Source organism: Asaia sp. HumB (assembly GCF_030263835.1).
Lineage (GTDB): Bacteria > Pseudomonadota > Alphaproteobacteria > Acetobacterales > Acetobacteraceae > Asaia > Asaia bogorensis.
The window spans coordinates 2,399,361-2,413,521 of the sequence record NZ_JARPML010000002.1 but is presented as its reverse complement, the minus strand read 5'-3'; the positions used below and the strand labels follow the sequence as shown (position 1 = coordinate 2,413,521).

Annotated in this window: 9 protein-coding genes; 3 read left to right on the top strand and 6 right to left on the bottom strand. The window is 61.7% G+C overall.

Annotated features, from left to right (window positions below):
• Positions 1-88: 88 nt before the first annotated feature.
• Entirely contained in the window at positions 89-3,028 is a 2,940-nt protein-coding gene (locus P5689_RS11920) for an Rne/Rng family ribonuclease (protein WP_285533313.1), read from the top strand.
• Positions 3,029-3,478: 450 nt separating this feature from the next.
• Here P5689_RS11920 and P5689_RS11915 read toward each other — a convergent pair whose 3' ends face one another.
• Positions 3,479-3,853 carry a hypothetical protein gene (locus P5689_RS11915; RefSeq protein WP_062164180.1) on the bottom strand — a complete coding sequence of 125 codons (375 nt, stop codon included), beginning with the start codon at positions 3,851-3,853 and terminating at the stop codon, positions 3,479-3,481.
• Complete coding sequence (gene xseA, locus P5689_RS11910; protein ID WP_285533312.1) at positions 3,850-5,301, bottom strand: exodeoxyribonuclease VII large subunit; 1,452 nt, start codon at positions 5,299-5,301, stop codon at positions 3,850-3,852. The genes P5689_RS11915 and xseA overlap by 4 nt, the downstream gene beginning before the upstream one ends.
• Before the next feature lie 58 nt (positions 5,302-5,359).
• Here xseA and purD point away from each other — a divergent pair, with 58 nt between their 5' ends.
• Entirely contained in the window at positions 5,360-6,616 is a 1,257-nt protein-coding gene (gene purD, locus P5689_RS11905) for a phosphoribosylamine--glycine ligase (RefSeq protein ID WP_285533311.1), read from the top strand.
• A gap of 312 nt (positions 6,617-6,928) precedes the next feature.
• On the opposite strand, the gene P5689_RS11900 is transcribed toward purD, so the two are convergent.
• A complete protein-coding gene (locus P5689_RS11900; protein ID WP_285533310.1) occupies positions 6,929-7,396 on the bottom strand; it encodes a hypothetical protein in 468 nt (155 codons plus the stop codon).
• A gap of 238 nt (positions 7,397-7,634) precedes the next feature.
• On the opposite strand from P5689_RS11900, the gene P5689_RS11895 reads away from it, so the two are divergent.
• Positions 7,635-8,831, top strand: coding sequence for an acyltransferase (locus tag P5689_RS11895; RefSeq protein WP_285533309.1), 1,197 nt, complete (start codon positions 7,635-7,637; stop codon positions 8,829-8,831).
• A 106-nt stretch (positions 8,832-8,937) separates the two neighbouring features.
• Here P5689_RS11895 and P5689_RS11890 read toward each other — a convergent pair whose 3' ends face one another.
• The 3 genes from P5689_RS11890 to polA are packed head-to-tail and all read right to left on the bottom strand — an operon-like array spanning position 8,938 to position 14,056.
• Positions 8,938-10,653: an ABC transporter substrate-binding protein gene (locus P5689_RS11890; RefSeq protein ID WP_285533308.1), complete on the bottom strand. Its 1,716-nt coding sequence runs from the start codon at positions 10,651-10,653 to the stop codon at positions 8,938-8,940.
• Between the two features lie 13 nt (positions 10,654-10,666).
• A complete protein-coding gene (locus P5689_RS11885) occupies positions 10,667-11,293 on the bottom strand; it encodes an SCO family protein (RefSeq protein WP_122049253.1) in 627 nt (208 codons plus the stop codon).
• A 3-nt stretch (positions 11,294-11,296) separates the two neighbouring features.
• Complete coding sequence (polA, locus tag P5689_RS11880; protein WP_285533307.1) at positions 11,297-14,056, bottom strand: DNA polymerase I; 2,760 nt, start codon at positions 14,054-14,056, stop codon at positions 11,297-11,299.
• Between the last annotated feature and the right edge of the window lie 105 nt (positions 14,057-14,161).

The window sequence follows — 14,161 nt, the reverse complement described above, 5'->3', positions numbered from 1 at the left end:
CATTCTGCCGCGCGCGCCGGAAACGCCACTGTGTCTGCACAGGGTTCGATACCGGCCGTGACAAGGGCTGACCGGAGTCTCCTTATTTATGAACAAGCGTATGCTGATCGACACCACACACGCGGAAGAAACCCGCGTTGTGGTCATGGATGGTGATCGTCTCGAAGATTATGATATCGAAACATCATCAAAAAAGCAGATCAAGGGCAACATCTACCTCGCCAAGGTCATTCGCGTAGAGCCCAGCCTTCAGGCTGCTTTTGTCGATTACGGCGGCAACCGTCACGGCTTCCTTGCCTTCAGCGAAATCCATCCGGATTATTTCCAGATCCCGGTTGCCGACCGCGAAAAGCTTCTCGCCCTTCAGGACGAAGATCTCCGCGCCGATGAGCGCGTCGAGACCGAGAACGAAGGCGCCGAGACCACTGCGGATGCGGAACAGGCCGAGCCTGCAGAGCAGCCCGATTTCGAAGCCCGCCCCGAGACCGTTGGTGGTGAGCATGACACGGGTGACGAGGGTGCAGCCGCCCGTCGCACGGCACGCTTCCTGCGTAACTACAAGATCCAGGAAGTCATTCGCCGTCGCCAGATCCTGCTCGTTCAGGTCGTCAAGGAAGAGCGCGGCAACAAGGGTGCGGCTCTGACTACCTATGTGTCTCTGGCGGGACGTTATTGCGTGCTGATGCCCAATGCCCTGCGCGGCGGCGGCGTATCGCGCAAGATCACATCCGACAGCGATCGCAAGCGCCTGCGCGACATCATTGCCGAGCTCGACCTGCCGCGCGGCATGGCCATGATCGTGCGCACGGCTGGTGCGCAGCGTCCGGGGCCCGAAATCACGCGTGACTGCGAATATCTGCTTCAGCTCTGGGACGATATCCGTAACCATACGCTGTCATCGGTCGCCCCGACACTGATTTATGAAGAAGCCAATCTGATCAAGCGCGCCATTCGCGACCTGTTCAGCAAGGACATCGAAGAAATCATCATCGATGGTGAGCCGGCCTGGAAGAATGCGCGTGAGTTCATGCGTCTTCTGATGCCGCATAACGCCAACAAGGTGAAACTCTGGCGTGACCAGAGCCAGAGCCTGTTCGGCCGCTACCACGTTGAAGGCCATCTGGACGCGATCTTCTCGCCCACGGCCCAGCTGAAATCGGGTGGCTATCTGGTGATCAACCAGACCGAAGCCCTCGTCTCGATCGACGTGAACTCCGGCCGTTCAACCGGTCAGCGCAATATCGAGGATACGGCAGTCCGCACGAACCTCGAAGCCGCTGAGGAAGTCGCCCGTCAGCTTCGTTTGCGCGACCTTGCCGGGCTTGTCGTGATCGACTTCATCGACATGGAAAGCCGCAAGCATAATGCGATGGTCGAGAAGCGCCTGAAGGATGCCCTGCGTTCTGACCGCGCACGCATCCAGATTGGCCAGATCTCGCATTTCGGCCTGCTGGAAATGTCCCGCCAGCGACTGCGCCCGTCGATCTCGGAAGCCGTTCTGGTTCCCTGCCCCCATTGTCAGGGCACAGGCCATGTGCGTGGCATTGAAAGCGCCGCCCTGCATGTGCTGCGCGCCCTGGACGAGGAAGGGCTGAAGCAGAAAGCCGCCGAGATCAGTGTCCACATCACGTCGGGCATCGCGCTCTACATCCTCAACAACAAGCGCGACTGGCTGGGCGAGATCGAACAGCGCCACCGTATGCGCGTGTCGTTCCAGCCGGATGACAGCCTGACACCGGCCGATCTGCGTATCGAACGCCTGCGCCCGCAGGTTCCTGCCGAGCAGCGCGCGCCGCAGCCCGAGCGTCATGAGCCTGAAGCGACTTCTGCCGCACCTGCCTCCATCGTTGTGGAAGAGGAGTCCGATCTGGGCGCGGTTTCGGCCGAAGAAAGCCGTGACGAAGCACCGCGCGAGGAAAGCAGCCGTGAAGATGGCGGTCGCCGTCGCCGTCGCCGTCGTCGTCGCAATGGCCGACGCTCGGATGAGTCGCGCGACATGCCGCAGGCAGCCGGGGCCGATGTCTCTGATGAAGCAGAGGACGAAGAAGGCACGGCACCTGAGCAGGACGTTGCGGCATCGCACGACGATCAGGCAACTGGCGACAGCAAAGCCCTGATCGTTCCCGGTCGTCGTCGCATGCGGACGCGTCGTGTCTCCCGTGAGGAACGCGGCCAGACCGAAGCACCGCGCGAAGCCCGTGCCCAAGAGCCCCGCAAGGCTGAGACGCGTGATAACGCGGATCGCAACGGTGAGCGCAATGGCGCCAAGCGTGGCAACGAGGATCGTCGTCGCAACCAGCCGGAAAACCGCTGGAATGGCCCCACCCCGGCCGATCCCTTCGGTGGGGCCTCGTTCGACATCTTCGATATGATCGAACAGGCAGAATCCCGTCTGGGCGCACCATCTGCGCGCAATGACGAGCCGAAGCCCACTCTGGCAGGTAGCGCGGCCGACATTGGCGCGGAATCTGCAAGGGCTGAAAGCGCTGCTTCGGCCGTCAACCTCTCGGCGGAAGCGCCCGCCGAAACGGCTGCAAGCCGCGTTCGCGAGGGTGATGAGGCTGGTGCCCGCAAGGGGCGTGGCCGTCCGCGTCGTCGTCCGGTGGCTGCTGAGCAGGCCGAACCCGCGCCGACTGCGCCGGTGGAATCGGACTCAGCCTCCGTGGCTGAGCCGGTCGCTGTGGCAGAGGCCGATCAGGACAAGCCCGCAGCCCGTCGTCGCGGCCGCCCTCGCAAGGCACCTGCTGCAGCTGCCCTGCCTGAAGGTGATGCTGTTGACGCGGAACCCGCAGCAGCAACCGCCGATGCACCCAAGCCACGCCGTGGCCGCACGCCGCGCAAGGCAGCCGCGAGCGACGTTGAGACTGACAGCGCGGTGAAGGCAGAGGAACAGGCTGCGAAGGCGCCCGCCAAGACCTCGGCCCGCCGTGGCAAGGCCAAGGCCGACGATGCAGCACCGGTCGTGCAGCCCATCAATGTCGATGAGGTTGCACCCGCCAAGCCCCGTACGGGCTGGTGGAAGCGGTAACCGCATCAGACTTCATTGTTGAAGCAGGAAAACGGGGCGGCTCACACCGCCCCGTTTTTTTTGGTTTGGGAGAACGGATGGCGAGGCCCGGTATCGCAAGCAGCCGCGAAAAGACATCCCGAGAGAGGCAGTTTCCTGAAGCCGGAATAGGCACGGAGTGACCGCGCAATCTCCGCTATAAATCTAGGTTGATACGCCCAACGGCCACAGTGACGCGCAGGCAGAACTGTATTCACCTTGGCAGTCAAGGGCTGCGCTCGCCTCGGCCTCGACCCCATACCGTGCGAAACAGTGCGCCAATCGAGCACGCTCGACAGTCGCCCGTGGGTTATACGCGCATCAAGCGAGTGCCACCCCGTCTCAACGAAGGGAGCTCGCTCCCTGACCGTATCGCACTATCAACTGAATACAGCCTCCAGTCGGGAAACCGGGGAAGATACCCGCCTCAACTCAGCGGCAAACGCTCGGTGCCCCGGTCGCTGCGATATACGTGCCTGTCAGCGGGTTAAAGCAGGCGTTTTGCGGGCAGGTGCTGCCTGAGGCCAGACCGTCGCTGAACACCTGCCCACCCATACGGTTGGTCTCCTGCTGCACGGCGCCGCAAAGGGGGGTGTTGACCGGGGCCGAAGGATCATTGGTCAGTTGCGCCTCATTGGCGGGCAGCGGTGTTTCGCCGGTCAGGCCCGGTGCGAAGTCCTGCGGCGGGATACGCGCCTGGGTCTGGGCTTGAGCTGGCTGGGGCGCAGGCGTGTCGGCACACCCGGCCAGAAGCGAAACCCCAAGCAGACCGGCATGCGCCAGTGTGAGTGCAAAGCGCGTTTTCATAGTCCTAAATCCCCCTGTTCTTTCTTTTGCGTTCCCAGAGGGTCGAGCCGTCCCTGGCGCGTGCCATCTGCAAAACGAAGCGTAATGGCACCGCCGCGTGGCCGCTCGGAAGCGGTTGTTACCGGCTTGCCCTGTGCATCCTGCACCAGTGCGTAACCGCGGGCCAGAACCGCCTCGGGCGACACGGCCTCAAGCCTGCCCACCATACCGGACAATTTCGCCCGATCGAGACCAAGACGAGCGCTGACCGTTTCGGTTCCAAGACGCGCATGCGTAAATGACGCGCGCTCCTGCTGCATGCGAAAACGGATGCCCGAAGCCAGAGCGGCGCTGGCCAGGCCAAGACGCGCCTGCTTCTGGCCCATGAAATGAGCGGCCGAGGGCATGCGCCCCTCAAGCGTCATCAGACGTTGCCGGGCTTTTGACGCCACCATGGGCAGGGCAAGCTCAAGACGCTGTCCGCGCTCGTCTAGCCTGAAACGCGCTGTTTCCAGCAATCCCGGCAGATCGGGCAGGCGCGCAACGATCTGGTCATATCGCGCCCGGGCCATTTGCAGCTGCCGCGACAGGGCACCAGCAAGGCGTGCGCCGCGATGAGCCAGATCGGCCACCATCTCCGAACGAAGGGGAACGGCCATTTCAGCCGCCGCCGTGGGGGTGGGGGCGCGCTGATCCGACACGAAATCGATCAGGGTGGTATCGGTTTCGTGCCCGACCGCAGAGATCAGCGGAATGGGACAGGCCGCCACGGCGCGGAGAACCGACTCATCATTGAAGGCCATGAGGTCCTCCAGCGAACCGCCACCGCGCGCCACGATCATCAGATCGGGTCGGAACGCTTCAGGCAGGGTCGGGCTCGAAAACCCTTCGATGGCCGCCGCTATCTGGGCCGCAGCGCCCTCACCCTGCACAGCCACGGGCCAGACCAGAACCGGGCGTGGAAAGCGGCGTGACAATGTGGTGAGAATATCGTGCAGCACTGCCCCGCGGCTCGAAGTCACGAGCCCGATCAGCCGTGGCAGGAAGGGCAGCGGCTTCTTGCGCTCGCTGTCGAACAACCCTTCAGCCAGAAGCTTCTGGCGCAGCTTCTCGATCTTGGCGAGAAGCGCGCCCTCACCCGCAAAACTCATCTGGTCGATGACAAGCTGATAGCTCGACCTGTCGCCATAGGCCGAAACGCGGCCGATTGCGATCACCTCGACCCCGTTCTCGGGCACCATGCCAAGGCGTGAGACCGAGCCGCGCCAGATCACGCCCGATATCTTGCCTCCCTGGTCTTTCAGGGAGAGATAGATGTGGCCCGAGGGATAGCGCTTGAGTTCGGTAATCTCGCCGCGCACACGCACGCGGCCGAAGCTGCCTTCGAGCGTACGCTTGATGGCGCCGGAAATTTCACTGACCGAATATTCGGGGACATTCCCGCTCGCGCTGTGATCGTTTTCGCTCATGAGCACAGTCTATGCTACGGAACGCGGGCTACGACCAGTCAGAACAGGAAGAATGACAATGCGGGTGTTACTTGTCGGATCAGGCGGACGCGAACATGCTCTAGCAGCCTGCCTCTCCCGCTCTCCGGAGCTGGAAACGCTCTTCATTGCACCGGGAAATCCGGGCATGCAGACGCTTGGTACGCTGGTCCCTCTTGCCGCCGACGATGTCACGGCCCTCGTGAATTTCGCCCGTGAACAGCGAATCGATCTCGTCGTTCCCGGCCCGGAAGCGCCGCTTGTCGCCGGTCTCGCCGATCTCTGCGCCGAAGCCGGCATTGCCTGCGCTGGGCCGAGCCAGGCCGCCAGTGCGCTTGAGGGCAGCAAGAGCTTTACCAAGGATGTGGCCGACGCTGCCGGTATTCCCACTGCGCGATGGGAACGTTTTGAGGAAGCAGAACCTGCCCTCGCCTTCGTGCGTCGCCGCGGTGCCCCCATTGTCATTAAGGCCGATGGTCTGGCCGCCGGCAAGGGCGTGATCGTGGCCCTGACGCTCGAAGAGGCCGAGGCCGCCATCATCGACATCCTGACCGATCGCAGTTTCGGTGCCGCCGGCGCCAGCATCGTGATCGAGGAATGTCTTGTCGGGCAGGAAGTCTCGCTGTTCGCCTTCTGCTCTGACGGCGAGGCTGTGCTGATTGGTGCCGCGCGCGACCACAAGCGCATTGGTGAAGGGGATACAGGGCCCAATACCGGAGGCATGGGTGCCGTGTCGCCGCCGCCCCATTTCGATCGTGATGCGCAGGAAAAGGCGCTCGATATCATGGTGCGCCCGATGCTGGCCGAGATGGTCCGGCGTGGGACGCCCTTCAGGGGGATCATCTTTGCAGGGCTGATGCTGACCGAGGAAGGCCCCAAGCTGATCGAATACAATGTGCGTTTCGGCGACCCAGAGGCACAGGCCCTGCTGATCCGCCTGCAATCGGATCTGCTGCCCGTGCTCAAGGCCCTGGCTGAGGGACGGCTTGATGACGCCGCCATCAGCTTCACGGATGAGGCCTCGATTTCGGTCGTGCTGGCGGCGCGTGGCTATCCGGGCACTCCTGCCAAAGGCGGGGTGATACGAGGCATCGAACGGGCCGATGCTGTGCCGGGCGTACAGGTGTTTCAGGCCGGCACAGCCATGCAGGACGGCAAGCTCGTCGCTTCCGGCGGCCGCGTCCTGACCGTGTGCGCTACAGGTGCAACGCCGGACGAGGCAAGGGCACGGGCCTATCAGGGTGTCTCGGCTGTAAACTGGGATGACGGGATCTACCGTCGCGATATCGGTCTCTGAATCCAGCCTGTCCCTTCTGCGAATGCGTCGGGTCCATTCGCAAGGCATCGACTTGGTCTTGGCGCCGGTCCAGGCGAGGTAATCTCGCCTCGAACGCGCGAGAGCCCTAATCAGCGTCAGATCATACTGGCCGCGTCAGACTCGGATCTGAACCGTGGCCGCATCTGCCTGACGGACCGCATGTAAATTTGAGCCATAGGGCACAACGCGTAGCGGCAGGCGTACTCATACCCTTCGCCGGGATGGTAGCCGCCTTGAAGTGAGCCTCTCCCCGGCCCGGCAATCAGACCGGACCGGGAGGGCTTTGAGGCCCTAGTGGTATTCTGTCATTTCGACAGGGGCCGTGGGCTCAAGGAACGACGGGTCCATTTGGCTTTCCTGCGTAAGCGACGTGGTCTCATGATGTTGTCCTTCTTCCGAGCCCTTTACATCCAGCGGGGCATGGTCATTGAGGATTTTTTTGATCTTGGCTTCGTTCAGCGTAGATGACGCGACGGCAACCAGCACAGGCTCGTTCCGCGCGCGGCTCTCATGATAGAGCGCCACCTGATGCGCCTTGTCTGAAGCCGGGGATGGATGATCATTGATCAGCCACGTCCACACGCCCGGTGGACGATGAAGCTCGTTGCCCGTTCGCATGGCCTCCGCAGGGGCATCGCCTGCATGTAGGGGATATTGGTGGATTGTCTCTGATGGAATGTCACAAACCAGAAGGTCATCAACAGCGATCTGGGCATGACGGGCGGTATCGAATACCGCCATGATCGTATGCTGCATCATCGTGTTCTCCATGACGCCGTGACAACACGACGACATCTTCACGATAGCGAAAATAACGTTATGAGTCCCATATCTCGCGTTATGTTGAAGTTATAGATAACAGTTCTCCTTTGTCGCCGCGCCAGAGAATTTGCTGACGCGACGAGGATGGGCCGGGCTCGCGTCGCATCAGCCATCATGGTGCCATGATGGGATGTCAGGTCCCAGCGTCATCATCCCTGCGGAGCTTTGCCACATCATGAGCGCGCCTCCGCGTCCCCTGTCCCCTTCCGCCATGCCTCTCTCTTGCGCCGCCCAAGAAGCGCAGGACGGGATCAACCCGCGTCGCAATGCAGGGATCGATTGCCTGCGCGGGATAGCCATTCTGCTGGTGGTCATTCATCATCTGGCGCTGCGCTTTCCCCTTACGGAAACCGGTCTTGCGAGCGTCATGCCTTATCGCGTGCTGAGGATGCTAAACTGGGGCGGCATCAAGGGGGTGACGATGTTCTTCGTCATTTCCGGCTTCCTGATCACGGATCACATGATCAGACGCTACGGCCGTCCTGCCGCGCTCGACTGGCGTGCCTTCTCGGGCCGACGTGCTGCACGTATCCTGCCCTGCCTTCTTGCCCTCATCGCCATCTGCTGCACACTTGGTGCGCTGCATGTGCCAAGCTTCGTGCCGGACCATCCGGGACAAAGCCTCGGTGGGGCAGCCTTTTCCGCCCTTTTCATGCATCTGAATGTCTATGAGGGCCGCACAGGATATCTGCCGGCTTATTGGGATGTGCTCTGGTCACTCTCGGTCGAGGAAGTTTTCTACCTTGCCTTCCCGCTGATCTGCCTGAGCCTCGGTCGTTCGAGCACAACCCTGCTGATCTGTGCAGCACTCCTCGCGCTCGCCGCGCCGTATTTCGAGTGGCAACTGCGTGATGCCACTGAGATATGGCAGGAAAAGGCCTATGGCCCCGGTATGAGCGCCATCGCCACGGGCGTGTTCGCGGCTCTGGTCGCAAGGCTGGCTCTGCATCGGCGTTATCGACTGGCTGTCACGATGGCCGGTTCAGCAGGCCTTGCCAGTATGGCGCTTTATCTTTTGCAGGGGGGCTGGTGCTGGTCCCTTTTCGGGCTCGCGACACCATTGTTTTTCAATACGGCCATAGGCCTGTGTGTCTGGGCTTTCGCCCGGGGATGGGGGGCCGCATACACGGGGCGACATACACTCTGGCTGCGTCGCTGGGGACAAGACAGCTATGAAATCTATCTCAGCCATATGTTCATCGTCATGCCTGTCGTCGGGCTCACCCGGTTATCAGGTCTCGATACCGGCTGGGCATGGCTGATCTACCCCCCGGCCCTGCTTGCTGTATTCGGCCTTGGCCGCGTGATCAGCCTCGGTTTTTCACAGCCGCTCGACAAGCGGTTGCGTGGCTGGCTAAGCGCCACTCCATGAAAGCAGCGATCGTTTGGACGAGAGCATGACAGCATCTGAGCGCTCTCTTCAGACGGTGCTTGAACGACCACGCCCTTTGAGGAACCGGAGTGCGGGATGCGCGAGTCTATTGCACCCAGACCTGCGAAATCAGCATGTGGTTGAGCAATGAGTAGTGATAATTCCCCAGACGTTTCGAGACGAAATCCACATAGCGCATCTGAATAAGCGGTATGACGGCGCTCTGCTCCATTGCCAATGTGCCTGCCTGTTCCCACAATGCGCGAGCCTGTCCTGCATCGAGGCTGTGCTCGGCCTGCGTCATGAGCGTCTGAAGCCCGGGATGACAAAACCCGCTCGCATTTGTTGCGCTGTCAGAGTGAGGGCGTGCGTTGTCGCACCCCAGCAAGGAATCGAGAAAAGTCGAAGGTGACGGGTAATCCGCATACCAGTAAGCTAGGCTGATCTGCACGTGATTGTCTGAATTGCGGGCATAGCCTTCCGCCGTGGCGGGTGTCATGGGGCGCACACTGGCCTGAAATCCTAGGGATTGCAGCATGTTCCGCAGATAGACCCCCATCGCCAGACCAACAGCCTGATTAGGCACGACAAGCGTCACGCTTTGCCCCGCATGGCCACTCTGGCGGATAAGTGCCCGGGCGCGATCGATATCGGGCCCCCGCCATTGCCCAGCCTCGGATAGCCGCCCGAACCGGCATGGAATATCGGCCCCGGCAATACCATGCGGCACAATCTGGCAGAGCGGCTCGGCAATGGCCGAACCGCCGTAGAGAATGGTCATCGCATGGCGGTCGATCGCATGATTGATGGCCTGCCTAACGGCAAGCGAGTCAAAAGGCGGCTCATGCACATTCAGGGCCAGATAATATAGGCCAAGAAGCGGCTGCAGATGCACCTGATCGGTAAACCGGCTGCCCAGCTCACCCAGCCGGTCCTGCGGCTTGGCATCGAGCATCGAGTCATACTGCCCCTGCTCGATGGCGGTCACCTCGGCCTCATCCGACAGGCCGAAATCATAATCGATCCGATCAACATAGCCTTCGCTCTGCGCGGCCGGATTCCAGACCCGAAAATAGGGATTACGCCCGATCTCCATCCGGCGCGACGGATCATAATGCGTGATCCGATACGGCCCTGTGCCCGGCAGGGGCGTCAGCGCCGATTCCGTCGCCGGGGTATCCCTGGGCAGGATCACAGCATGAGGAAAAGCGAGCTTCTGAAGAAATTCGCCGTCAGGGGCATCGAGCCGGATGGTAATACGTCGCGTCGCCGGATCGGTCGTCACCCCCTCGAGGCGGCAATGGGCGGGATCGGCAAGGCAGGCCTTGGCTCCGGTAATATTGCCATAGAAGGACAAGGCGGTGGGGCTACCCACCTTGTAGATGCGGCGCAGCGATGCCGCTACATCCTCGACCGTTACCGGCGCGCCATTGGAAAAGCGTATCCCCTCACGCAGACGAAACGCCCACACCAGACCATCCGCGCTCACCTCGGGCAGCGCCTCCGCCAGATCCGGCACGACCTCGAGCCCGCGTGTCCCATCAGCCTGACGATAGGTCACGAGCCCGTCATACATGTTCACGAAAAGCTGGATATATTCGCTGGTGTAATTGATTTGCGGGTCCAGTGTACCGCCCGGCGCATCGGCGGTCAGGCGCAACCCACCACCGCGATGAGGACTGCCTCGCGTGATGCCATCTGACATCGCGGGCGATGCTTCCTCTGCCCCGGGGGGCGCCGCCTGTGCTCCCTGGCCGTGAAGGGAGGGCGCCAGAAGAACAGCGCCCAGCCCGGCAAGGATGAGACCGTAACGCCCTCTCACGCTGCGCTACTCTTCAGCCGCGATGAGCAAGCTGATGGATGCGTGTCACCAGCGCCTCGGTCCCTGCTGTTGAATCGACCGTGCCGGCATAACGCCCTTGCGGGTCCATGATCACAATGCGCGGGGCCGGGAGATGATAGGCTGTACCATCTTCGGCATGGACCATCTCGTTGGGTGCGTGAAATTCCTTCGCCACCCGGTCGATCATGCTGGGTGAGCCCGTAAGCGGCACGACGTGATCGCCCAGAGGCAGGGCATATTTCTTGAGGTCGTCTGATTCATCATGAAGCGGGTCGAGCGTGATGGCCAGCGGGGCAACCTTCACCCCCTCGCGCGCAAGAGCCAGCTTGGTATCGCTCATGGTTTTCAGCACCGGACCACAGAGTCCCTTGGGACAATGCGTGTCGAAGAACCAGACCAGTACCCAGTTCCCCTTGAAATCACCCTCGGTGACATTGCCCTCGCCCAGTGCGACCAAACGATAACTCCCGCCAATCTCGTTACCCTGGGTCGAAACCGTGCTGCCGTATTTCTCGGAAAGGCGATACGCGCTCCAGCTGAGCGCCAGAGCGAGAATGAGGACGACAATGGAAAGACGCGGAGCGGTCCAGGTCTTGCGGGGTGTACGGTTCTTGTTCATTGCTTAATGTGCTTCCGCCCAGTTCTTGCCAATACCTGTCTCGACAACCAGCGGCACACTCAGTGTCGCGGCCTGCTCCATCTCGATACGAACGAATTCTGCCAGAGCCTCGGCTTGGTCAGCCCGGACCTCGAACAGCAGTTCGTCATGCACCTGAAGCAACATTCTGGCGTCCAGCCCGCTTTGTGGCAAGCGCCGCCCCAGACGCACCATGGCGCGCTTGATGATATCGGCAGCTCCTCCCTGCAGGGGGGCGTTGATCGCCTGACGCTCGGCATAAGCGCGTCTGGCCCCGTTCTTTTCGCCAATTCCCGGCACGTAGCACCGACGCCCCAGCGGCGTGGTGACGTAACCATCACGCTTGGCATCATCTTTGGTACGATCCATGTAATCGCGAATACCTGGATAGCGGGCAAAATACGCATCGATATAACGACGCGCCTCACCCGCAGCTATGCCAAGCTGACGCGCCAGACCGAAAGCCGAAATCCCGTAGATGATGCCGAAATTGATGGCCTTGGCCCGCCGACGCGTCAGCGGGTCCATATTCTCGAGCGGCAGATTGAACACCTCGGCAGCCGTGCGGGCATGGATATCCTGCCCCAGCGTGAAGGCTTCCTTCAATGGGCCGATATCGGCCACCTCGGCCAGAAGGCGCAGTTCGATCTGGGAATAATCCGCCGAAACCAGCACATAACCCTCTTCGGCAATGAAGGCACGGCGGATGCGCCCGCCTTCCTCGGTGCGGATGGGTATATTCTGCAGGTTGGGATCGTTGGATGACAGGCGGCCTGTGGTGGTGATGGCCATCTGGAACGAGGTGTGTACGCGATGGGTGCGCGCATCCATCTGCTGTACCAGAGCATCCGCATAGGTCGATTTCAGCTTGGCGAGCTGACGCCACGCCAGAATACGCGAGGGGAGTTCGTGCCCGGCATCGGCCAGTTCCTGCAACACCGATGAATCCGTGCCCCACGCGCCAGCCTTGGTGCGTTTCCCACCGGGCAGGTTCATTTCATCGAACAGGATTTCGCCAAGCTGCTTGGGCGACCCCAGGTTGAAACTGCGCCCCGCCAGAGCATGGATCTCGATTTCCATCTCCGCCATGCGCGAGCCGAAATCGGCCGACATGCGGCGCAGTTCCGCTGCATCGAGCTTGACCCCCGCCTGCTCCATATCCCTGAGGATGGCAACCAGAGGGCGTTCCATCTCCTCATAGAGCGCCAGCGCATGACGCTCGCGCAGGGCAGGCTTGAGAGCGAGCCACAGACGCAGCGTCACATCGGCATCCTCGGCCGCATACTCCGTTGCGCGGGCTATAGGGACCTGCGCGAAAGGCACCCTGCTGCGCCCTGTTCCCGTAACGGAATCATAGGAAATTGGCTCATGGCCCAGATGCAGGCGCGACAGTTCATCCATGCCCTGACCATGCTCACCCGCCGACTGGGCGTAGGAAATGAGCATCGTGTCGTCAATCGGTGCCACATTATCGATACCCGCGTGAGAGAGCACGAGCAGGTCGTATTTGGCGTTCTGGAAAATCTTCAGCACCGACTCATCCGCCAGAAGCGGGCGCAGGGTTTCGAGCACCTCTGCCACATCCAGCTGGCCGCCCGCGGGGTGCTCCAGCGTGCCCTCATGACGCAGCGGCACATAGGCCGCCTCGCCCGGTGCCACGGCCAATGACAGGCCAATCAGCGTCGCCTGACGGGCATTGAGCGAATCCGTCTCGGTATCGAAGGCGAAATACCCACGGCGCTGTGCGCGGGCAATCCAGTCCTTGAGTGTGTCGATGGACTGGATGGTTTCATACGGGCCAAAGGGCTTGTCGCCCCTGGTCGTCTCCTCGGTAGTTTCATCAGTCGTCGGCTCAACCTTGCCGGCGCCGCGTTTGCCCGCCAGCGCCCCCAGCCCCATGCGCTGGATGACCGAGTGGAACCCCATCTTTTCCAGAAAATCACGCAGGACGGGCGCGTCGGGCTCACGGCAGCCAAGGGCCTCGACGGGTTCAGGCAAGGGTACATCGCGTGCCAGCGTCACCAGCCGTAGCGAGATCCGGGCAGCCTCGGCATGGTCGATCAGCGATTGCTGCCGTTTGGACTTCTTCATGTCGGGAGCGGCCGCAAGGATCGCCTCCAGCGTGCCGAATTCCTGCACCAGCTGAGCTGCGCCCTTGGGCCCGATCCCCGGCACACCCGGCACGTTATCGGTCGGATCACCCATCAGGGCCTGCACATCAATCACGCGCTCGGGTGGTACGCCAAACTTGGCCTCGACCTCGGCCAGTTTGATCGGCTTTTGCTTGATCGGATCGAGCAGGGCCACGCGATCGCTTACAAGCTGCATCAGATCCTTGTCTGACGAGACGATCGTGCACTGACCGCCCTCTCGCTCGATGATTTCGGCGTAGGACGCGATGATGTCATCCGCCTCGAACCCGGCCAGCTCGATCATGGGCGCATTGAAGGCCCGCGTCGCATCGCGAATGAGCGGGAATTGCGGGCGCAGATCTTCTGGCGCTTCGGGACGATGCGCCTTGTACTGGGGGTAGATGTCGTTGCGAAAGGTCTGGCGCCCGGCATCGAAAACAACGGCCAGATGCGTGCCGACATGATCGCGCAACAGACGTTGCAGCATATTGGTAAAGCCATACACCGCATTGACCGGCACCCCTTCGGGGCTGCTCATGGGCGGCAGCGCATGAAAGGCACGGAAAATGAAGCCCGAACCATCAACCAGAACCAGATGTTTCCCGGCGCTCATGCGGCAACCTGTATGATCGAGAAAGACAAGCTGCGCATCTCCTACTGCGGGTACACCATCGTACGGCGTCCCGGCGGGGCGGATTTGCGCCCCTACTGGCCAGCG

What these genes read in the sequence shown, in the direction of transcription:
- P5689_RS11920 (WP_285533313.1), top strand. Translation starts at nt 89, where the DNA reads ATGAACAAGCGTATGCTGATCGACACCACACACGCGGAAGAAACCCGC.
- P5689_RS11915 (WP_062164180.1), bottom strand. Translation starts at nt 3,853, where the DNA reads ATGAAAACGCGCTTTGCACTCACACTGGCGCATGCCGGTCTGCTTGGG.
- xseA (WP_285533312.1), bottom strand. Translation starts at nt 5,301, where the DNA reads ATGAGCGAAAACGATCACAGCGCGAGCGGGAATGTCCCCGAATATTCG.
- purD (WP_285533311.1), top strand. Translation starts at nt 5,360, where the DNA reads ATGCGGGTGTTACTTGTCGGATCAGGCGGACGCGAACATGCTCTAGCA.
- P5689_RS11900 (WP_285533310.1), bottom strand. Translation starts at nt 7,396, where the DNA reads ATGATGCAGCATACGATCATGGCGGTATTCGATACCGCCCGTCATGCC.
- P5689_RS11895 (WP_285533309.1), top strand. Translation starts at nt 7,635, where the DNA reads ATGAGCGCGCCTCCGCGTCCCCTGTCCCCTTCCGCCATGCCTCTCTCT.
- P5689_RS11885 (WP_122049253.1), bottom strand. Translation starts at nt 11,293, where the DNA reads ATGAACAAGAACCGTACACCCCGCAAGACCTGGACCGCTCCGCGTCTT.
- polA (WP_285533307.1), bottom strand. Translation starts at nt 14,056, where the DNA reads ATGAGCGCCGGGAAACATCTGGTTCTGGTTGATGGTTCGGGCTTCATT.